This window comes from Sphingomonas sp., from assembly GCF_042096255.1.
Taxonomy (GTDB): domain Bacteria; phylum Pseudomonadota; class Alphaproteobacteria; order Sphingomonadales; family Sphingomonadaceae; genus Sphingomonas.
On sequence record NZ_JBELLZ010000017.1, the window covers coordinates 1 to 21,221 of the forward strand.

Consider the following 21,221-nt stretch of genomic DNA (forward strand, 5'->3'; position numbering starts at 1 on the left):
ATCCGGTCGATGATGTCGGCAATGTCGAGCGCCTCGGTTTCGAAGGCCTGCTTGGGCATGTCGACCCGCGCCGACAGACTGTTGTGCCGCGCATGGATCGCCTGCCGCGCGGTGGAGGCGATGTGCGCCAGTTGCGGGAAGCGCGCGAACGCCGCTTCCGCCGCCTCCCGCCGCCGCTCGGGCCCGTCGCCGCCGAAGTCGCGGCCGAGCATCAGCGCGATGTCGCGATGGTTGCCGAACAGCAGGTCGGCGCCCGCGACATGGTCGCACAGGATTGGCGCCGGATCGGGGCACCAGCGCGCCCACATCGAGGCGCGGAAGTTGCCGTCGAACGACACCCGCACTCCCGCGGCGCGAGCCGCCGCGATCGCGGCGAGGCTCACCCGCGCCGCCTCCGGCCCGATCGCGGGGATGATCCCAGAAAGGTGCAGCCAGGACGCCCCTTCCAGCAGCGCCGGCCAGTCATAGGCCTCCGCCGGCATGCGCGCGAACAGGCTGTCCAGCCGGTCATAGACGATCGCCGACGCGCGCAGCCCCGCGCCGGGCGTGAGGTAATAGAGGCCCAGCCGCCCATCGCCGCGGACGATGCGGGACACGTCCACGCCGTGCCGCCGTAACCCGTCCCGCGCAGCATCGCCGACTTGGCCGTGAGGGAGGGCCGAGAGCATCGCGCTGGGCACGCCCAGCCGGGCGAGCGCCACCGCGACATTGGCTTCCGCTCCGCCGAAATTGGCATCGAGCCGGGGTTCGTGGAACAGCGGCGCGCCGCCGGGCGCCGAGAGCCTGAGCAGGATCTCACCAAAGCAAAGCACATGCCTCATGGCGATCCCGTCCTCCCCTGTTTCCGCTTTGTTGCGCGCGCCCTTGACAAGCGGCGCAGTTGCATGCTGGTAGCGCTATCAAACACGGTTGTCGAGGGGAGGGATCATGAAGGGCTCGCCAGGCGGGGCAGCATCGGCGCTGCCTGCCGATTGGGAGCGCGGCGCCTTTGTCGGCCGCCTGCGCACGAATGCGGGGCCGAGCCCGGTCCTGCTGGTCGGCGGCATCCTCCACGACATGACGGCGGTGGTACCCACGGTGTCGCACCTCGTCGAGCGCGGCGACTTCTCGGGCGCGGGCGGCACGCCGCTCGGCCGCTTCGATCCTGAAGCGCACCAGCTGCTCAGCCCGGTCGACCTGCAATGCGTCAAGGCCTGCGGCGTTACCTTTGCGGTGTCCGCAATCGAGCGGGTGATCGAGGAGCGCGCGCGCGGCGACTGGTCCGCGGCGGCGGCAATCCGCGAGCGGCTGGAAGATCGGATGGGCGGCTCGATCCGATCGGTGGTGCCCGGCTCGGCCGAGGCGGCGGCTCTCAAGGCGGCGTTGATCGAGGACGGGCTGTGGTCGCAATATCTGGAGGTCGCGATCGGTCCGGATGCGGAGGTGTTCACCAAGGCGCCGGTGCTGGCGACGATGGGACCGGATGCGGAGATCGGCATCCGCTCCGATTCGAGCTGGAACAATCCGGAGCCGGAAATCGCGCTGCTGGTCGACAGCCGCGGCAAGGCGGTCGGCGCCACCCTTGGCAACGACGTGAACCTGCGTGATTTCGAGGGTCGCTCGGCGCTGCTGCTCGGCAAGGCCAAGGACAACAATGCGTCCTGCTCGCTTGGCCCGTTGGTGCGGCTGTTCGACGACACGTTCACGATCGACGACGTGCGCCGCGCCGAGGTGTCGCTGACCATCCGCGGCGAGGACGGCTATCTGCTGGAAGGTGCCAGCAACATGGCGGAGATCAGCCGCGATCCGCTGGAGCTGGTCCGACAGACGCTGAGTGAGCATCAATATCCCGACGGCTTCGTGCTGTTCCTCGGCACCCTGTTCGCGCCGGTGCAGGATCGCGACGAGCCGGGGCGGGGATTCACCCACAAGATCGGCGACACCGTGGCGATCGCAAGCGAACGGCTCGGCACGCTCGCCAACCGCGTCGTCACCTCGCGAGACGCGGCGTCGTGGGAGACGGGCATCGCCGCGCTGATCGCAAATCTGGGCGGCCGCGGCCTGCTGGGAGCCACCAAGTGACCTCGATGCACGCGCGATACCCCAGCCTTGCCGGCAAGAGGGTGCTGATCACCGGTGGCGCGAGCGGCATCGGCGCCGGGCTGGTGGAGGCGTTCGCGGCTCAGGGCGCGCGCGTCGCCTTTCTCGACATTGATGGCGAGGCGGGTGAGGCGCTGGCCGCGCGGACCGAAGGCACGCGCTTCCTGCGCTGCGACCTGCGCGAGGTGGAGACGCTGCGGGGGTGCATCTCGACCGTTTCGAGCGAGCTCGGCGGGATCGACGTGCTGGTCAACAATGCCGCCAGCGACGATCGGCACACGATCGACGAGGTGACGCCCGATTATTGGGACGAGCGGATGGCGACCAACCTGCGCCACCTGTTCTTCGCCGCTCAGGCGGTGGCACCGGGCATGCGCGCCTCCGGTGGCGGGGCGATCATCAACCTCGGCTCGATCAGCTGGCATCTCGGCCTGCCCGAGCTGACCCTCTACCAGACCGCCAAGGCGGGCATCGAGGGGCTGACCCGCAGCCTGGCGCGCGAGTTGGGGCGGGACGCGATCCGCGTCACCACCATCGTCCCCGGCAACGTGCAGACGCCGCGGCAGCAGCAATGGTACACGCCCGAGGGCGAGGCGCAGATCGTCGCCGAGCAATGCCTGGACGGGCGCATCCAGCCGGCCGACATCGCCGCGATGGCGCTGTTCCTCGCCTCGGACGATGCGCAGATGTGCACCGGCCACGCCTATTTCGTCGATGCGGGCTGGCGCTGAGATGACCGCCGATCCGGTCCTCCCGGTCGGCGCGATGCTGGGCGAGGGGCCGGTGTGGACCGGCGACGCGCTGTGGTTCGTCGACATCAAGGGCCGGCTGGTCCACCGCTTCGATCCGGTCACCGGCGATGCCAGGCAGTGGAGCGCGCCGGACCAGGTCGGCTGGGTGCTGCCGTCAACGGCCGGGGACATGATCGCCGGCGTGAAGACGGGGCTGCACCGCTTCGATCCCGCGACGGGCGCCTTCACACCGTTCCACGATCCCGAGCCGTCACTGACCGGCAACCGGCTCAACGACGCCGCGACCGACCGGCACGGTCGCCTCTGGTTCGGCAGCATGGACGATGCCGAGACCGAGGCGACCGGGCGGCTCTACCGGCATGACGGCAGCTGCGAAGACAGCGGGCTGGCGCCGGTGGTCATCACCAACGGCCCGGCGATCGCCGCCGACGCGCGGACACTCTATCACACCGATACGCTCGGCAAGACGATCTGGCGTGTACCCGTGAACGACGACGGCAGTCTCGGCGCGCCTGAGCGACACATCGTCATCGACGGCGAGGGTTATCCCGACGGGTCGGTTACGGACGCGGAAGGCTGCCTCTGGGTGGCGCTGTTCGGCGGCTGGGGCGTGCGGCGCTACGATCCGGCGGGCACGCTGATGGTGACCGTCCGCTTCCCGGTGGCCAACGTCACCAAGATGGCGTTCGGCGGCGAGGGCCTGCGCACGGCCTATGCGACCACCGCGCGCAAGGGGCTCGATGCGGCGGCGCTGGCGGCCCAGCCGCATGCCGGCGACCTGTTCGCCTTCGATCCGGGCGTCGCGGGGCTGTCCGTCACGCCGGCAAGGGTCTAACGACAACAAACTACGATCGGGAGAAGGGTGGCAATGGCAACGGCGGCAACGGCCGGCAGCGATCAGGTCAACATGCGGTTCATCGCCGGCATCGTCAGCGTGGCGACGATCGGCGGCTTCATGTTCGGCTATGATTCGGGCGTGATCAACGGCACGCAGAAGGGGCTGGAAAGCGCGTTCGACCTCGGCAAGCTCGGCATCGGCGTCAATGTCGGCGCAATCCTGGTCGGCTCGGCGATCGGCGCGTTCGGCGCGGGGCGGCTGGCCGACATCATGGGCCGGCGCGGCGTGATGATGCTGGCGGCGGTGCTGTTCCTGGTAAGCGCCCTGCTGGCAGGCGCAGCGGGCTCCTCGGCGGTGTTCATCGTCGCGCGCATTCTGGGCGGCCTGGGCGTCGGCGCGGCGAGCGTGATCTCGCCGGTCTATATTTCCGAAGTCACCCCGGCCGGCATCCGCGGCCGCCTGTCGAGCATCCAGCAGGTGATGATCATCACCGGCCTGACCGGCGCGTTCGTGGCGAACTTCGTCCTCGCGCGTTTCGCTGGCGAATCGACCGCACCCTTGTGGCTCGATTTCCCTGCCTGGCGCTGGATGTTCTGGCTGCAGGCGATCCCCGCGGCGATCTACCTCATCGCCCTGCTCGGCATTCCGGAAAGCCCGCGCTACCTGGTCGCGCGCGGCCGGGACGAGGAGGCGCGCGGCGTGCTCCAGCGGCTGTTCGGCGCCGCCGCGGCCGACCGCAAGGTCGCGGAGATCCGCGCCAGCCTGGCGAGCGACCTGCATCGCCCCAAGCTGTCGGATCTGGTCGACAAGGTCTCGGGCAAAGTGCGCCCGATCGTCTGGGCGGGCATCGGCCTCGCCGTGTTCCAGCAACTCGTCGGCATCAACGTCGTCTTCTATTATGGCGCGACGCTCTGGGAGGCGGTTGGCTTCACCGAGGACAATGCGCTCCAGATCAACATCCTCTCGGGCGTGCTCTCGATCGGCGCCTGCCTCGTCACCATGGCGGTGGTGGACCGTGTCGGGCGCAAGCCGCTGCTGCTGATCGGCTCGGCGGGCATGGCGATGACGCTGGCGGTGGTCGCCTGGGCCTTCTCCACCGCGGTTACCGGTGTCGACGGCGGCGTCTCTCTGCCCGGCAACAACGGCCTGATCGCACTGGTCGCCGCCAACCTGTACGTCGTCTTCTTCAACGTGTCCTGGGGCCCGGTGATGTGGGTGATGCTGGGCGAGATGTTCCCCAACCAGATCCGCGGCTCCGGCCTGGCGGTGGCGGGCTTCGCGCAGTGGATCGCCAATGCGGCGGTGTCGGTGAGCTTCCCCGCGCTGGCGGTGTCGCCCGGCCTGGCGGTCACCTACACCGGCTATGCGGCGTTCGCGGCGATCTCGTTCTTCTTCGTCAAGGCGTTGGTCAACGAGACCAGCGGGCGCGAGCTGGAGGACATGCAGGGCTGATCGGTCAGCGCCCGTTCCGCGCCGGTGGCCGCCGGCGCGGGGCGGCGTCCGACTGGCGGCGGATCAGCTCGTAGTCGGCAAGGAGGTGCTTCTGCTCGACGCCCTCACCGGTCGCGTTATGCGCGCGGATCTGCCGCACCAGCAGGTCCACCGCGGTGCGCGACATCTCGGTCACCGGCTGGCGAATGGTCGTCAGCTCGGGCCAGATGGTGGTCGCCAGCGCAGTATCGTCGAAGCCGCAGACGGTGAGGTCGCCCGGCACGTCCAGCCCCTTGCGATGCGCCACCGCCACCGTTGCCGCCGCCATGTCGTCGTTGGAGGCGAAGATGGCGGACGGCGGGGCGGGAAGTTCGAGCAACCGGTCCGCGGCGTCGAGCCCGGAGCGATAGGTGAACAGCCCTTCCACCACCAGCTCGGCATCGAAGTCGATGCCCATGTCGTCCAGCGCCGCGCGATACCCCTCCACCCGCTCGCCGCTGGCGGTCTGGTTCGGGTTGCCGGTGATCAGCCCGATGCGGACATGGCCGAGCGCGCCGAGGTGCCGGGTCATGTCGTAGGCAGCGCGCCGGTCGTCGATGCTGACCGACAGGGCCCAGTCCGGCGCACGGCCGGTCGCCACCGCCACCACGGGCACGCCGCGTCCTTCCAGCGCCGCCAGGATGCGGGGCGAGTCGCTCAGCGGCGGCGGCAGGACGATGCCGTGGATGCGCCCGCGCAGCAGATGCTCGATCGCCGGCACGCCGTCTGCGTCGAGCACGTCTTCCTCGTCGCATTTCTCCACCACCAGCTGCACGTTGCTGCGGCTGGCCTGCTCCAGCCCGCCGACCAGGAACTCGCTAAGATAGGCGAACGACGGGTTGGCGTGGAGCAGCCCGATGCGGATCTCCTCGCCGCCCGCCAGCGTACGTGCGGCGGTGCTGGGCGCGTAATTGAGCTCGGCGATCGCCGCCTCGACGCGCAGCCGCGTTTCCTCGCGCACGGTGTTCTGGCCGTTGATCACGCGGCTGACCGTCATCGGCGACACGCCTGCGCGCTCCGCGACGTCGCTGATCGTGGGCATGTTGCGCTGGCGCCGCGCGCCGCGGGGATCCTTCATGCAAGTCCTTTCGCGCCGATGCTTAAGGCGCGGCACCGCGATGCGGCAAGATTGGGAGAGAGAAGATGATCACGTTGATGACGGTGGCGCTGATGGCGGCGCAGGCGGTGCCCTATGTCAAGAACCCGCGCAACTGGCCCACCCCGGTGATGGACCAGGTGGCGCCGGCGATTCCGCCGCTGCGCAAGGGGGCGGTGCTGGTCCTGTCGAAGACCAATGGCTTTCGCGATCCCGACCAGATCGTCGCCGCCACAAGCGCGGTGCAAGAGATCGCCCGCGAGGGCGGACGCGACGTCTTCGCCACCGAGAATGCGGCGGTGATGAACCCGCGCGATCTCGCCCGCTTCCGCGTGGTGGTGCTCAACTCCACCAGCGGCACGATCTTCACCGAGGCGCAGCGCGCCGCCCTCCGCGCCTGGATCGAGCGTGGCGGCGGCGTGGTGCTGCTCCACGGCGCGGGCGGGGACCATCGCTACGATTGGGCCTGGTATCGAGACACGTTGCTCGGCGCGCAGTTCATCGGCCACACCTCCACGCCCGATCAGTTCCAGCAGGGCGACATCCACGTCGAGGCGCCCGACCATCCCGCCATGCAGGGCCTGCCGAAGGTCTGGCAGCGCGTGGAGGAATGGTATGCCTTCGATCGCGTGCCGATTGGCGCCGGCACCCGCATCCTGGCGACGCTGGACGAGGGCAGCTACCGCCCCGCGCCCGAGCAGAGAATGGGCCGCCACCCGATCGTCTGGACGCGCTGCGTCGCCAAGGGCCGGGCGATCTTCTCCGCGCTCGGCCATCGCGCCGAAAGCTATGCCGAGCCGCTCCACCGCCGGCTGATCGGCAATGCGATCCGCTGGGCGGCGGGGCGGCATTGCTGAGGATCAGTGCGGGTTGCCGGGAGCGAAGGGGAAGCTCTGCGCCTTGTACCAGGCGAGATCGTGCCCGGGCGGCGCGACTCCGGCGGGCAGGGGCAGGCCGTTGACCGACATCCAATAGGCGAGGCTCGCGTCGCGCCACCAGCGCGCTTCGCGCTCCTGCACCGCCAGCAGCGACGCGGTCTTCTGCCAGCGCTCGGCATCCACCTTGGGTTTGAGCGCATCCCAGCGGCGGCGCAGGTCGCTCACCGTGGCGACACCGCGATCGTAACGCGCGACCAGCTCGGCCCAGAGCGTCCGGCCGGTCTTCAGGCGATAGTCCCAGGGAAGGTGGTGGAACCACAGCAATTCGGCGACCGGCGTCGTCTCCGGCCTCGCATAAAGCCGCGCCACCGCCGGCGCATATTGCGCGACCGCGTTGCTGCCGGTCTTCGTGCGGTCGAAGCCGATACCGTTCCTGTCGGCACGATGATAATAGACCGGGTTCCATTCGGGCCGCTGGAGATCGGCCACCCACGGCCCTGGCCCGTAATGATGCCCGGTCGCCATCAGATGGGCGAGGCCGAGCGGGCCGGTATAGTCCACCACCGCCTCGCGCGATTCCATCATCATCGCGGTGATCTGGTCGAGCAGCGCGGGATCGGTGCCGAAGGTCTGCGCCGCCCATTCGCGCGCCACCGCTTCGGCGGACAGCGCAGGGTCCCACGCCATCCGCCCGAACACGTACCAATTCGCCTGGTTGAAGGTCGATCCGCTCCAGTCGCGGTCGTCGCCGATGTTGGCGACGCCGGCCATGCCGCTCAATTTGTGCCGCTCGGCCGCGCCGGTGACCACGCCCGCCACCGTCTCCCGGCCGACCCCGGTCTTCGCGTCCAGCACCTCCTCGAACAAAGGCCCGAGATAGGCGAGGTGGCTGGCGAAACCGAGATATTCCTTGGTGATTTGGAACTCCATCATCAACGGTGTCTTGGGCATGGCGCCGAACAGCGGATGGAAGGGCTCGCGCGGCTGGAAGTCGATCGCGCCGTTCTTCACCTGGACGATGACATTGTCGGCGAAGCTGCCGTCGAGCGGCTTGAACTCGGTATAGGCCTGCTTGGCGCGATCGTCAGGGTCGGTGTCGGCATAGACGAAGGCGCGCCACATCACGATGCCGCCATGCGGCTTCACCGCGGCGGCGAGCATGTTGGCGCCGTCAGCATGGCTGGCGTTGTAATCGCGCGGGCCTGGCTGCCCCTCGCTGTTCGCCTTGACGAGAAAGCCGCCGAAGTCGGGGATGGCGCGGTAGATCTCGTCTGCCTTGGCCTTCCACCAGGCGGCGACCTGTGGATCGCGCGGGTCGGCGGTCTTGAGCCCGCCGATCTCGATGGGGGCGGAGAAGCGCGCGGAGAGATAAACCTTGATGCCATAGGGGCGCAGCACGTCCGCCACCGCCGCTGCCTTGGCGATATACGGCGCGGTCAGGCTGTCGGCCTTGGCGTTGACGTTGTTGAGCACGGTGCCGTTGATGCCGATCGAGGCATTGGCGCGGGCGTAATCGGTGTAGCGCGGGTCCCGGACGTCGGGCAGGTTCCACCAGTCCCAGATCGAATGGCCGGCATAGCCGCGCTCCACCCGGCCATCGAGGTTGTCCCAATGGTTGAGGACGCGCAGCTGCACCGCCGGCGCCGAGGTGAGGTCGACGCTGGCGGCGGTCCCGCCGGTTGCGAGGTGGCGCAGCAGCGCGAAGGCGCCGTAGAGCAGGCCGCGATCGCCGTTGCCGGTCACCAACGTGACGCTGCGCCCGCCGATCGTGGCGCGGCGCACCAGATAGCCTTCGTCGCCTAGCGTGGCGGTCGGCAGGCGCAGGCGCGCGACCTCGGGATCGGCCGCAGCGGCGAGCAGCACGGGGCCGGCGTCCGCCGGAAGCGCGCGGCGCAGTTCGGCGGCGGCGGTGGCGAGGACGGGTGTCTCGCCGCGAACGGTGACATCAACCGAAGACGCCGGCGCAGCCTGGCGCATCCACAGCGCATAGCCGTCTTCCGCCAGCGCCGCGGGCGTGGCCAGCACGCCGATCGAGACGCTCGCCAGCAGGGCCATGGCCCGGATCGCAACGCGCGCTTTCATCCTCTTCCCCTTATACCGTTCTGCGCTCGTCGGGTTGACAACCCGCAAGCCGCTTGTGCATGTTACCGCTATCACGACGACGGCATCGACAGCAATGCCGCGCACACTGTTTAGGCGGAGGAGCTGAGGATGCGCGACGATCGGGCTGCAAAGGGTGCAGCGAAACTGTCGCGCCGGCATCTGCTCCGCTCCGCCGGCATCGTCTCCACGCTCGCCTTCCTGCCCGCCGGTCTGCGCGCCGCGGCCGCTCCCGCCATCTACAAGGACGCGCGCGCGCCGATCGACCTGCGTGTCCGCGACCTGCTGGCGCGCATGACGCTGGACGAGAAGGTCGCGCAGCTTACCACGCTGTCGCGGCGCAAGCGCGAGGTGATGACCGACGCGCTCGCCTTCGATCCGGCCAAGGCGGATGCGGCGCACCCGCACGGCATCGGCCAGATCGCGCGGCCGTCCGATCGCGGCGGCGCGGCGACTGCCAACGATGCCGCCGCCGACAGCACCGGGCGCTGGCGCAAGCCGGCCGACACGATCGCCTTCGTCAACGCCGCACAGAAGTGGGCGCGCGAGCGCACCCGTCTCGGGATCCCGATCCTGTTCCACGAGGAGGCGCTCCACGGCTATATGGCGCCGGAGGCCACTAGTTTCCCGCAGGCGATCGCGCTCGCCGGCAGCTTCGATCGCGACCTGATGCAGCGGGTCAGCGCGGTGATCGGCCGCGAGGTGCGCGCGCACGGCACCGTGCTGGCGCTTTCGCCCGTGGTCGATATCGCCCGCGACCCGCGCTGGGGCCGGATCGAGGAGACGTTCGGCGAAGACAGCTATCTGTGCGGCGAGATGGGCGTCGCCGCCGTGCGCGGCCTCCAGGGCAACAGCAAGATGCTTCAGCCCGGCAAGGTCTTCGCCACGCTCAAGCACATGACCGGCCACGGCCAGCCCGAGAGCGGGGTCAACGTCGCCCCCGCACCGCTCGCCGAGCGCGAGCTGCGCGAGCGCTTCTTTCCGCCGTTCCGCAAGGTGGTGAAGGAAACCGGCATCGCTGCGGTGATGCCGTCCTACAATGAGATCGACGGCGTGCCGAGCCACGCCAACCGCTGGCTGCTGAGCGACGTGCTGCGCGGCGAATGGGGCTTCGACGGCGCAATCGTTAGCGACTATGCCGCGATCGGCGAACTGGCGACCTTCCACAAGATCGCGCCCGATCTGGGCGGCGCGGCGCATCTGGCGCTGCTCGCCGGTGTCGACTGCGACCTACCCGATGGCGAGGCTTATATGGGCCTCGCCGACCAGGTCCGTGCCGGCAAGGTGCCCGTTTCGCTGATTGATGCCGCCTGCGCGCGCATGCTTATCATGAAGTTCCGTGCCGGGCTGTTCGAGGCGGGGCCGGTCGACCCGCGCGCGGCGGCACGACTGACCGCCAATGCCGAGGCGCTGGCGCTGGCGCGCGACTCCGCGGCCAAGGCGATCACTTTGCTCACCAACGACGGCACGCTGCCGCTCGCGGCGGGCGCGCACAAAAGGGTGGCGGTGATCGGTCCGAACGCGGCGGTGGCGCGGCTGGGCGGCTATTCCTCGATCCCGAAGAACCCGGTGTCGCTGCTCGATGGCGTGCGCGCGCGCCTCGCCGGCAAGGCGGAGGTGGTGCATGCGCAGGGCGTGTTCATCACCCAGAGCGAGGATCGCGGCGCCAATGAGGTGCTGCTCGCCGATCCCGCCCGCAACCGCCAGCTGATCGCCGAGGCGGTGGATGTGGCCAAGGCCGCCGACCTGATCCTGCTGGCGATCGGCGATACCGAGCAGACCAGCCGCGAGGGCTATGCCAAGAACCACCTCGGCGACCGCGCGAGTCTCGATCTCCTCGGCGAGCAGAATGCGCTATTCGCCGCGATGAAGGCGACCGGCAAGCCGGTGGTGGTGGTGGCGATCAACGGCCGTCCGCCGTCCTGGCCCACCGTCGCGGCAGAGGCGAACGCGCTGCTGGAATGCTGGTACATGGGGCAGGAGGGCGGCCACGCCATGGCCGCCGCGCTGTTCGGCGACGTCAATCCCGGCGGCAAGCTGGCGGTCAGCGTCGCGCGGCATGTCGGCCAGCTGCCGGTGTTCTATGATGCCAAGCCTTCGGCGCGGCGCGGCTATCTGTTCGAGGGCACGGAACCGCTGTTCCCGTTCGGCTTCGGGCTCAGCTACACGAAGTTCGAGTTGGGCAAGCCGCGCCTGTCCGCGCCGAAGATCGGCGTCGCCGGCAGCGTCACGGTGGAGGTGGACGTCGCCAATGTCGGCCAGCGCGCCGGTGACGAGGTGGTCCAGCTCTACATCCGCGACCAGGTCGCCTCTGTGACTCAGCCGCTCAAGGCGCTCAGGGGGTTCGAACGGGTGACGCTTGCTCCGGGCGAGCGCCGCACTGTCAAGTTCACGCTCAACCCCGATGCCTTCACCATCTGGAACGATGAGATGCGCGAGGTAGTCGAGCCCGGCCTGTTCGACATCATGACCGGCGCGGACAGCCGCACCCTCCAGACCGCCACGCTAGAGATCGCCTGAGGAGCCCGATGCCCAAGATCGTTTCAGCCCGTGTCATCGTCACCTGCCCGGGGCGCAACTTCGTCACGCTCAAGATCGAGTGCGACGACGGCACCACCGGCATCGGCGATGCCACGCTCAACGGCCGCGAGCTGGCGGTGGCGAGCTACCTCTCCGATCATGTCGTGCCCTGTCTGATCGGACGCGACGCGCACCGGATCGAGGATATCTGGCAGTATCTCTACAAGGGCGCCTATTGGCGGCGCGGACCGGTGACGATGACCGCGATCGCCGCGGTCGATACCGCTTTGTGGGACATCAAGGGCAAGCTCGCCGGGCTGCCGGTCTATCAGTTGCTCGGCGGGGCGAGCCGCGAGGGCGTGATGGTCTATGGCCACGCCAATGGCGTCTCGATCCAGGATACGATCGACGTCGCGCTCGATTACCAGCAGCAGGGCTACAGGGCGATCCGCCTCCAGTGCGGCGTGCCCGGCATGGCCAGCACCTATGGCGTCGGCAAGGACCGCTATTTCTACGAGCCGGCCGACGCCAACCTGCCGACCGAGAATGTCTGGAACACGGCGAAGTATCTGCGCGTGGTGCCCGAGCTGTTCGCCGCCGCGCGCGAGGCGTTGGGCTGGGACGTCCATCTGCTCCACGACATCCACCATCGCTTGACCCCGATCGAGGCGGGGCGGCTGGGCCGTGATCTCGAACCCTATCGACCGTTCTGGCTGGAAGATGCGACGCCCGCGGAGAACCAGGAAGCCTTCCGCCTGATTCGCCAGCACACCACCGCGCCGCTGGCGGTGGGGGAGATCTTCAACTCGATCTGGGACGCCAAAGACCTGATCCAGAACCAGCTGATCGACTATATCCGCGCCACCGTGGTCCATGCCGGCGGCATCACCCACCTGCGCCGCATCGCCGCGCTGGCCGACCTCTACCAGATCCGCACCGGCTGCCATGGGGCAACCGACCTGTCCCCAGTGTGCATGGCCGCGGCGCTGCACTTCGACCTGTCGGTGCCCAACTTCGGCGTGCAGGAATATATGCGCCACACCGATGAGACCGACGCGGTCTTCCCGCACAGCTACACCTTCGCCGATGGTATGATGCACCCCGGCGACGCGCCCGGGCTGGGGGTCGACATCGACGAAGACCTCGCCGCCAAATACCCGTATCAACGCGCCTTCCTGCCGGTGAACCGGCTGGAAGACGGCACGATGTACAACTGGTGAGCCGGCTCGGAGACGTCGCGGCGGAGGCGAACGAGGCCGCCATCCATGCCGTGGAGAAGCCCCGCGGCCGTGTGCGCTGGATCGTCTGCGGGCTGCTGTTCGCTGCGGTGGTGCTGTCCTACATCGACCGGCTGGTGCTGGGCGTGCTCAAGCCGCAGCTCACCGCCCTCTATGGATGGACCAACCAGGGCTATGGCGACGTCACCGGCTATTTTCAGGTCTGCTACGGCCTGGGCTTTCTCGGCTTCGGCTGGCTGATCGACCGGTATGGCGCGCGCGTGGGTTACCTGATCGCGATGGGTACCTGGACCGCGGGTCATTTCGCGCAGACCCTGGTCACCAGCACCACCGGCTTCGCCATCGCCCGCATCCCGCTGGCGCTGGGCGAGGCGGGGACCTACCCTTCCGCGCTCGCCGCCGCCTCGCAATGGTTCCCCAAGAAAGAGCGCGCGCTGGCGATCGGCATCTTCAACGCCGGCGCCAATGTGGGTGCGATCGTCACGCCTTTGCTGGTGTCGTTCCTGGTCGCGGGACTGCTGCTCGACTGGCGCTGGGCGTTCATCATCACCGGTCTGTTCAACCTCGTCTGGCTGGCGGCGTGGTGGGTCTTCTACCGCAAGCCCGCAGAGCATCCGCGCCTCACCCCCGAGGAGCGCGCCTATATCGAGGCGGAGCCGGTGGAGGAGGTGGGCCGCGCCGGCTTCGGCCGCGTGCTCCGCTATCGACAGACCTGGGCATATATGGCGGCGCGCTTCCTGATCGACCCGGTGTGGTGGACCTTCCTGTTCTGGCTGCCGGATTTCTTCAGCAAGCAATATGGCTATGACCTCAAGAGCTTCGGTCCGCCGCTGGTGTTGATCTACATCCTGGCAGACGTGGGCGCGATCGTCGGCGGCTGGTACAGCTCGCACCTCTTGAAGCGCGGCGTTGCCACCGGCCGCGCCCGCAAGCGGGCGATGTTCTTCTGCGCGCTGTTCGCGCTGCCGGTGATGTTCGCCGGGCAGGCGAGCAACATCTGGATCGCGGTGGCGCTGATCGGCATGGCCTGCGCGGCGCACCAGGGCTTCTCGACCAACGTCTTCGCGCTGCCCGGCGACTCTTTCCCGCGCTATGCGCAAGGCACGCTGATCGGGCTGGGCGGGTTCGCTGGCGCCGTCGGGGGCTTCATCGCCTCCAAGTCGTTGGGCGTGCTGCTCGACACGGTGGGCAGCTACGGACCGTTCTTCGTCGCCTGCGGGCTCGCCTATCTGGTCGCGCTGCTCGTCACCCACCTGATCAACCCACGCTACGCCGACGTGAAGATGAGCCCCCCCGCATGACCAAACCGCTGACCCTCCACCCCGACCGGCTGTTCCCCGCCGATCCGGGTACGCGCGCGATCGCGCGGGCGCTGTATGCGGGGGTCAAGGACCTGCCGATCGTCAGCCCGCACGGCCACACCGATCCGGCCTGGTTCGCGCGCAACGAGCCGTTCAGCGATGCCGCCAGCCTGCTGATCGTCCCCGATCACTACGCCTTCCGCATGCTGATGAGCCAAAGCGTGCCGCTCGACGCGCTCGGCGTGCCGACGGTGAACGGCAGCCCGACCGAGACCGATCCGCGCGCGATCTGGCGTACCTTTGCCGCGCACTACCACCTGTTCCGCGGCACGCCGACGCGGATGTGGCTCGACTGGGTCTTCGCCGAGTGTTTCGGCATCGACGTGCGGCTGGAGACGGCGACCGCTGACCATTACTATGACGTGATCGAGGCGGCGCTGAAGACCGAGGCCTTCCGCCCGCGCGCTTTGTTCGAGCGGTTCGGCATCGAGGTGATCGCCACCACCGAAAGCCCGCTCGACCCGCTCGACCATCATCGCGCGATCCGCGAGAGCGGGTGGAGCGGCCGGGTGGTGACCGCCTATCGCCCCGATCCGGTGGTCGATCCCGAAACGGACGGCTTCGCGGCGAACGTCCGCCGCTTCGGCGACTCTGCGGGCACGGACGTGTCGACCTGGGACGGCTATCTCGCCGCGCATCGCTTCCACCGCGCGCGCTTCCGCGCGGCGGGGGCGACCTCGACCGACCACGGCCATCCCTCCGCCGCCACCGCCAATCTGTCGCGCGAGGATGCCGCGGCGCTCTACGCGCGCGTCCTCGCCGGCGCGACGCCCGCCGATGCCGAGCTGTTCCGCGCCCAGATGCTCACCGAGATGGCCGGCATGTCGGTGGAGGACGGGATGGTGATGCAGTTGCATCCCGCCGTCTACCGCAGCCACAATGCCGAGGTGCTGGCGCGCTTCGGCCGCGACAAGGGCGGCGACATCCCGCTGCCCGGCGAGTTCGTCCGCGCCTTGAAGCCGCTGCTCGATCGATACGGCAATGATCCCCGGCTGACCCTCATCCTCTTCACGCTCGACGAGGATGTCTATGCGCGCGAGCTGGCGCCGATGGCGGGACATTATCCGGCGTTGCGGCTGGGCCCGCCCTGGTGGTTCCACGACAGCCCGGAGGGCATGCGCCGCTTCCGCGAGCGGATGACCGAGACCGCCGGCTTCTACAACACGGTGGGGTTCAACGACGACACCCGCGCCTTCCTGTCGATCCCGGCGCGGCACGATGTGGCGCGGCGGATGGACTGTGCTTTCCTTGCCGGGCTGGTCGCCGACCATCGCCTCGAAGAGGACGAGGCGCATGAGGTGGCGCGCGCGCTGGCCTATGATCTCGTCAAGGCGGCATACCGGTTGTGAGACTCTCCGCCGCCACGCTCGACCGGCTGCCCGCCAATGTCGCGGTGCCGCGTTATGACCGCGACGCGGTGCGGCGCGGCGTCGTCCATCTCGGCATCGGCGCCTTTCACCGCGCCCACCAGGCGGCGATCTTCGAGGCGGCGCTCGCTTCGGGCGACCTGCGCTGGGGCGTCACCGGCGTGTCGCTGCGCTCGGCGGGCGTGCGCGACCAGATGGCGCCGCAGGACGGGCTCTACACGTTGCTGGTGCGCGACGGGGAGGGCGAGCGCACACAGGTGATCGGCGCGGTGAGGGAGGTGTTGGTCGCGCCCGAGGACCCTGCCGCGGTGGTCGCCGCGCTGGCCTCGCCGGACACGCACCTGGTCACGCTGACGATCACCGAGAAGGGCTACAAGCTCGATCGCGCCGGCGGCGGCCTGCTGCGCGATGATCCCGACGTGGCGCATGACCTTGCCTCGCTGGAGGCTCCGCGTACTGCCGCGGGCTTCCTTGTCCCCGGGCTTGCTGCACGCCGCGCCGCCGGGCTGGCGCCGTTCACCGCCTTGTCCTGCGACAACCTGCCGGACAACGGCGCCTTGCTGCGCGACGCGGTGCTGGCGATGGCGCAGGCGCATGATCCAGCGCTCGCGGAATGGATTGCGGCGGAGGGGGCGTTCCCGGCGACCATGGTCGACCGGATCGTCCCCGCCACCACCGACGCCGATGTCGCGGTGCTCGCCGCACGGCTGGGCGTCCAGGATCGCGCGATGGTGAAGACCGAGCCGTTCCTGCAATGGGTGGTCGAGAACCGCTTCTGCGGGCCGCGCCCGGACCTTGCCGCCTTCGGCGTCCAGCTCACCGATGCGGTCGCGCCCTGGGAGGATGCGAAGCTGCGCCTGCTCAACGGCGCGCATTCGGCGATCGCCTATCTCGGCGGGCTCGCCGGCGATACCTATGTGCATGAGTTCGTCGGGAGGCCGGAGGGCAGGGCGTTGGTCGAGGCGCTGTGGGAAGAGGCAGCGGAGACGCTCGATCCGCCCGCCGGGCTCGATGTGCCTGCCTATCGCCGCGCGCTGATGGCGCGCTTCGCCAATCCCGCGCTCCAGCACCGTACGCGCCAGATCGCCATGGATGGCTCGCAGAAGCTGCCCCAACGGCTGATCGCGCCGATGGCCGAGCGGCGCGCGCGGGGGCTCCCGGTCGAGGCGCTGGCGCTCGCGGTCGCCGCCTGGATGCGCTGGCAGGCAGGGGTGACCGATCTCGGTGAGCATTTCACCATCGACGATCCGATCGCCGCGCGGCTCGCCGAGGCAGGCGGCGTCGACGATTATCTTGCCCTGCTCGGCGCCGATCTCGACCGCCGCGCCCGCGGCACGATCGCCGAGCATTTCGCCGCGCTCGAACGCGGCAGCGCGCGCGCCGCGATCGAGCGGCTGATCGGGGTGCGGGCATGATCCGGTGGCTGCTCGTGAGCGCTGCCCTAATGTCGGCGACGCCGGTGCTGGCGCAGACCTGCCCGTGGCGCGCCGCTTGGGGTTCGTCGCAGTTGAAGCCCGACGCTGCCAATGCGCTGCCCGCCGGGGCGCTGACCGACACGACGCTGCGTCAGATCGTCCGCCTGTCGATCGCCGGCAAACGGCTGCGGGTGCGCGTCTCCAATGCGTTTGGCGATACGCCACTCCATATCACCGCCGCGACCCTGGCCCGTTCCGCCAGCAACAGCACCGCGCGGATTGCGGACGGCAGCCTGCGCTCGCTGCGCTTCGCCGGCCAAGCGGGGGCGGTGATCCCGTCGGGCGCGGATTGGCTGAGCGATCCGGTCGACCTGCCGGTCGCCGCGTTCGGCGACATGGCGGTCAGCCTCCATGTCGCGCAGGTGCCCGCTTCGCAAACCGCGCACCCGGGTTCGCGCGCCACCTCCTGGGTCGTCCGCGGCGATGCGACCGCCGCGGCGGATCTGCCCGCCGCGACTCCGATCGAACGTTGGTACCTCCTCTCCGGCATCGAGGTGGAGAGCTGTGCCGCCCGCGACGGCGTGGTCGTGCTCGGCGACTCGATCACCGACGGCCGCGGTTCGACCACCGATGGCAATGATCGCTGGACTGACGTGCTCGCGCGCCGGCTGGGCGGGCGGGCGGCGGTGATCAACCAGGGGATCGGCGGCAATCGCGTGCTGCTCGACGGGCTGGGCCCGAGCGCGATGGCGCGGCTCGACCGCGACGTGCTGGCGCTGCCCGGCGTCGGCCACCTCATCGTGCTGGAGGGCGTCAACGACCTCGGCACGCTCGGCCGCGACCGGCAGCCGAGCGCGGCCGAGTATCGCGACCTCGTGGCGCGGCTGACCGGTGCCTATGCCCAGATCGTCGCCCGCGCGCGTGCCCGCGGCCTCAAGGTGCATGGCGCGACGATCCTGCCCTTCGCCAGCAACGAATATTACCATCCCGGTGCTGATGCCGAGGCGGCGCGGCAGGCGATCAACGCCTGGATCCGCACGCCGGGGCATTTCGATAGCGTGATCGATCTCGATCGGGTGACGCGCGATCCGAAGCGGCCGGATCGCCTGCTGCCGGCGTACGATACCGGCGACGGGTTGCATCCGAACCCGGCGGGATTCCGCGCGATGGCCGAAGCGGTGCCGCTCGAAGCGTTGCGATAGAAATCGCCGGACGCCCCTCACCCGTTCACCCTGAGCGAAGTCGAAGGGCAAGCGCAACGCGTGCCAGGTGCTTCGACTTCGCTCAGCACGAACGGTTGAGGTGAGCCGCGCTGGAGTAGCGGCTCGCTCAGATGAACCGGTTGATCAGATTCTCCAGCCGCTCCTGCCGGCCCGAGCGCGGCTTGGGATCGATCGCCTGCTCCACCGCCAGATCGGCGATCCCGGCCAGGTCGAGCCCGGCCAGCTTGCCGCCGAAGTCGCCCGTCCAGCCCGCGTAACGCTCGCTCCGCGCCGCATCCAGCCGGCCGTCCTCGATCAGCGCCGCGGCGTTGAGCAGGCCCTTCGCCACCACGTCGATGCCGCCGACATGGCCGTGGAACAGGTCCACCGCGTCCATGGACTGGCGGCGCACCTTGGCGTCGAAGTTGAACCCGCCGGTGGTGAAGCCGCCCGCGCGCAGGATCTCCAGCATCGCCAGCGTCAGTTCCTCGACCGAGTTGGGGAATTGGTCGGTGTCCCAGCCGTTCTGCGGGTCGCCGCGGTTCGCGTCGATCGAGCCGAAGATGCCGAGCGCGCCGGCGGTGGCGATCTCATGCTCGAAGGTGTGGCCCGACAAGGTGGCGTGGTTCGCCTCGATGTTGACGCGCACGTCGTCCTCGAGGCCGTAGCGCTTGAGGAAGCCGTACACCGTCGCGGTGTCGAAGTCGTACTGGTGCTTGGTCGGCTCGTGCGGCTTCGGCTCGATCAGGATGGTGCCGGTGAAGCCGATCTTGTGCTTGTGCTCGACCACCAGGCTCAGGAAGCGGCCGAAATTGTCGAGTTCGCGCTTGAGGTCGGTGTTGAGCAGGGTCTCATAGCCCTCGCGGCCGCCCCACAGCACGTAGTTCGCGCCGCCCAGCCGGTGGGTCGCCTCCAGCGCGTCGCGGACCTGCATCGCGGCAAAGGCATAGACTTCGGGATCGGGGTTGGTCGCGGCGCCGGCGGCGTAGCGCGGGTGGCTGAACGCGTTGGCGGTGCCCCACAGCAATTTGCGGCCCGAGGAGGCCTGCAGCTTCTCCAGATGCTCCACCGCCTCGGCGAAGAAGCGGCGATGTTCGGCGACCGAGGTCGCGTCGGCCATCACGTCGACGTCGTGGAAGGTGTAGAAGGGGATATCGAGCTTCTGGAAGAAGTCGAACGCGACCTCACGCTTGCTCGCCGCCGCGGCGCTGTCGTTCGCGCCCTGGTGCCACGGGCGATTGAAGGTGCCGCCGCCGAAGACGTCGCTGCCCGGCCAGACGAAGGTGTGCCAGAAGCAGGCGGCGAAGCGGAGGTGGTCCTCCATGCGCTTGCCCAGCACCACCCGGTCCTTGTCGTAGAACCGGTAAGCGAGTTCGTTGTCGGTTTCGGGCCCCTCGTAGCGGATTGTGGGAATGTCGGCGAAGAAGTCGGCGGACATGGGAATGGTCCTTCTTACAGGGTCTTGGGGGTGATGCGGGGATAGAAGTTCCGGAAGGCGGCGAGCTTGGGGGCGAGGCGTGCGGCCACCTGCGCATCCGGTGCGATCCGGTGCGACACGGGTGGGGCGACGCAGACCTCGGCGGGCGTGCCGCCATCAACGGCGAGTTGCGCCAGCCGCGCGGCGCCTAGCGCGGGGCCGACCTCGCCGCCTTGCAGATAGACCAGTTCGGCATCGAGCGCCGCCGCCAGCGTCTCGCCCCAATAGCGGGACCGCGCCCCGCCGCCGATCACTGAGAGTGAGGACACGGACGTGCCCGCCTCGCGCAGCACCGCCAGCCCGTCGGCCAGCGCGAAGGCGACGCCCTCCAGCACCGCCTGCGCCAGCCGCTCGGGCGTCGTGTCATTGTCGAGCCGCAGGAAACCGGCGCGGACCTCGGCGTCGTTGTGCGGCGTCCGCTCGCCGGAGAGATAGGGCAGGAAGATCTCCGGCCCGCTCGCCGGCCCGGCGCTTTCCGCCTTGGCGAACAGCTCCGCCGGCCCGCTGGCGCCGATCAGCCGCGCGACCCAGTCGATGCAAGCGGCGGCAGACAGGTGGACCGCCATCTGGTGCCACAGGCCGGGCACACAATGGCAGAAGGCGTGCACCGCGCGGGCCGGATTGGGCCGGAAGTCCTGCGTCGCGACGAAGATCACGCCCGAGGTGCCGAGCGACAGCAAGGCATTGCCGTCGCGGACCACGCCGATGCCCGCGGCGCCCGCGGCATTGTCGCCGCCGCCGCCCGCGACCGGCACGCGCGCCATGCCCCAGGCTTCCGCCACTTCGGCGCGCAGCGTGCCGGTGACGTCGGTGCCCTCAACCGCGCGCGGCATGTGGTCGCGGGTCAGCCCGGTGGCAGCGAGCAGCGTGTCGCTCCAGTCGCGCGCGCCGGTGTCGAGCCACAGGGTGCCCGCGGCGTCCGACACGTCCGAGGCCTTCTCGCCGGTCATCCGCAGCCGGACATGGTCCTTGGGCAGCAGCACGGTGCGGGTGGCGGCGAACACTTTCGGCTCGTGCTTGCGGACCCACAACAGCTTCGGCGCGGTGAAGCCGGGCATGGCGATATTGCCGGAAACGCCGCGCAGCTCGGGCGCCGCCCCCTCCAGCTCAGCGCATTCCACATGCGAGCGCCCGTCGTTCCACAAGATCGCCGGGCGGAGCGGGCGATCGTCGGCGCCGAGAAGGGTGGCGCCGTGCATCTGCCCGGCGACGCCGATCCCGCGCACGGCGCGGCGCACAGCCGGGTCGATCGCCTGCACCGCAGCGTTCGTGGCGGTCCACCACGCTTCGGGCTCCTGCTCGGACCAGAGCGGGTACGGGCGCTGCACGGTGAGGGCGGCGGTGCCCTGCGCCACCACCGCGCCATGCTCGTCCAGGACGACCGCCTTGACGCCAGAGGTGCCGATATCGATGCCGAGGAACATGCGC

At 69.5% G+C, this 21,221-nt stretch carries 16 protein-coding genes; 11 read left to right on the plus strand and 5 right to left on the minus strand.

Translation table 11 applies throughout. From position 1 onward, the window contains the following. Positions 1 to 821: sugar kinase (locus ACFDTH_RS05295; RefSeq protein ID WP_375286465.1), on the minus strand; the 821-nt coding region annotated here is incomplete at its 3' end. Positions 822 to 927: 106 nt separating this feature from the next. Between ACFDTH_RS05295 and ACFDTH_RS05300 the strand changes: the two genes are divergently transcribed. The 4 genes from ACFDTH_RS05300 to ACFDTH_RS05315 are packed head-to-tail and all read left to right on the plus strand — an operon-like array spanning position 928 to position 5,121. Continuing rightward, entirely contained in the window at positions 928 to 2,061 is a 1,134-nt protein-coding gene (locus tag ACFDTH_RS05300) for a fumarylacetoacetate hydrolase family protein (protein WP_375286466.1), read from the plus strand. A 5-nt stretch (positions 2,062 to 2,066) separates the two neighbouring features. Next, positions 2,067 to 2,810 carry an SDR family NAD(P)-dependent oxidoreductase gene (locus ACFDTH_RS05305; protein WP_375286504.1) on the plus strand — a complete coding sequence of 248 codons (744 nt, stop codon included), beginning with the start codon at positions 2,067 to 2,069 and terminating at the stop codon, positions 2,808 to 2,810. A gap of 1 nt (position 2,811) precedes the next feature. Further along, on the plus strand, positions 2,812 to 3,666 hold the full coding sequence (locus ACFDTH_RS05310) for an SMP-30/gluconolactonase/LRE family protein (protein ID WP_375286467.1): 855 nt from the start codon (positions 2,812 to 2,814) through the stop codon (positions 3,664 to 3,666). Between the two features lie 33 nt (positions 3,667 to 3,699). Further along, positions 3,700 to 5,121, plus strand: a complete 1,422-nt coding sequence (locus ACFDTH_RS05315; protein ID WP_375286468.1) for a sugar porter family MFS transporter — start codon at positions 3,700 to 3,702, stop codon at positions 5,119 to 5,121. Between the two features lie 4 nt (positions 5,122 to 5,125). Here ACFDTH_RS05315 and ACFDTH_RS05320 read toward each other — a convergent pair whose 3' ends face one another. Beyond that, complete coding sequence (locus tag ACFDTH_RS05320) at positions 5,126 to 6,217, minus strand: LacI family DNA-binding transcriptional regulator (RefSeq protein WP_375286469.1); 1,092 nt, start codon at positions 6,215 to 6,217, stop codon at positions 5,126 to 5,128. Between the two features lie 65 nt (positions 6,218 to 6,282). Between ACFDTH_RS05320 and ACFDTH_RS05325 the strand changes: the two genes are divergently transcribed. Then, a complete protein-coding gene (locus tag ACFDTH_RS05325) occupies positions 6,283 to 7,092 on the plus strand; it encodes a ThuA domain-containing protein (protein ID WP_375286470.1) in 810 nt (269 codons plus the stop codon). Positions 7,093 to 7,095: 3 nt separating this feature from the next. On the opposite strand, the gene ACFDTH_RS05330 is transcribed toward ACFDTH_RS05325, so the two are convergent. Beyond that, positions 7,096 to 9,195, minus strand: coding sequence for an alpha-glucuronidase family glycosyl hydrolase (locus ACFDTH_RS05330; protein ID WP_375286471.1), 2,100 nt, complete (start codon positions 9,193 to 9,195; stop codon positions 7,096 to 7,098). A gap of 129 nt (positions 9,196 to 9,324) precedes the next feature. Here ACFDTH_RS05330 and ACFDTH_RS05335 point away from each other — a divergent pair, with 129 nt between their 5' ends. Genes ACFDTH_RS05335 through ACFDTH_RS05360 form a run of 6 tightly spaced genes read left to right on the plus strand, consistent with a single transcriptional unit; the run spans position 9,325 to position 18,316 of the window. Further along, on the plus strand, positions 9,325 to 11,733 hold the full coding sequence (locus tag ACFDTH_RS05335; protein WP_375286472.1) for a glycoside hydrolase family 3 N-terminal domain-containing protein: 2,409 nt from the start codon (positions 9,325 to 9,327) through the stop codon (positions 11,731 to 11,733). An 8-nt stretch (positions 11,734 to 11,741) separates the two neighbouring features. After that, positions 11,742 to 12,953: a D-mannonate dehydratase ManD gene (gene manD, locus ACFDTH_RS05340; protein ID WP_375286473.1), complete on the plus strand. Its 1,212-nt coding sequence runs from the start codon at positions 11,742 to 11,744 to the stop codon at positions 12,951 to 12,953. Further along, positions 12,950 to 14,272: an MFS transporter gene (locus ACFDTH_RS05345; RefSeq protein ID WP_375286474.1), complete on the plus strand. Its 1,323-nt coding sequence runs from the start codon at positions 12,950 to 12,952 to the stop codon at positions 14,270 to 14,272. The genes manD and ACFDTH_RS05345 overlap by 4 nt, the downstream gene beginning before the upstream one ends. Further along, entirely contained in the window at positions 14,269 to 15,681 is a 1,413-nt protein-coding gene (gene uxaC / locus ACFDTH_RS05350) for a glucuronate isomerase (protein ID WP_375286475.1), read from the plus strand. Before ACFDTH_RS05345 ends, uxaC begins: the two co-directional genes overlap by 4 nt. Further along, the gene (locus ACFDTH_RS05355; RefSeq protein ID WP_375286505.1) at positions 15,669 to 17,114 is read left to right on the plus strand and encodes a mannitol dehydrogenase family protein; all 1,446 of its coding nucleotides are present in this window, start codon (positions 15,669 to 15,671) and stop codon (positions 17,112 to 17,114) included. The genes uxaC and ACFDTH_RS05355 overlap by 13 nt, the downstream gene beginning before the upstream one ends. Continuing rightward, positions 17,111 to 18,316 carry an SGNH/GDSL hydrolase family protein gene (locus tag ACFDTH_RS05360; RefSeq protein WP_375286476.1) on the plus strand — a complete coding sequence of 402 codons (1,206 nt, stop codon included), beginning with the start codon at positions 17,111 to 17,113 and terminating at the stop codon, positions 18,314 to 18,316. The genes ACFDTH_RS05355 and ACFDTH_RS05360 overlap by 4 nt, the downstream gene beginning before the upstream one ends. A gap of 127 nt (positions 18,317 to 18,443) precedes the next feature. Here ACFDTH_RS05360 and xylA read toward each other — a convergent pair whose 3' ends face one another. Next, the gene (gene xylA, locus ACFDTH_RS05365; protein ID WP_375286477.1) at positions 18,444 to 19,754 is read right to left on the minus strand and encodes a xylose isomerase; all 1,311 of its coding nucleotides are present in this window, start codon (positions 19,752 to 19,754) and stop codon (positions 18,444 to 18,446) included. A gap of 14 nt (positions 19,755 to 19,768) precedes the next feature. After that, positions 19,769 to 21,217 carry a xylulokinase gene (gene xylB / locus ACFDTH_RS05370; RefSeq protein WP_375286478.1) on the minus strand — a complete coding sequence of 483 codons (1,449 nt, stop codon included), beginning with the start codon at positions 21,215 to 21,217 and terminating at the stop codon, positions 19,769 to 19,771. Between the last annotated feature and the right edge of the window lie 4 nt (positions 21,218 to 21,221).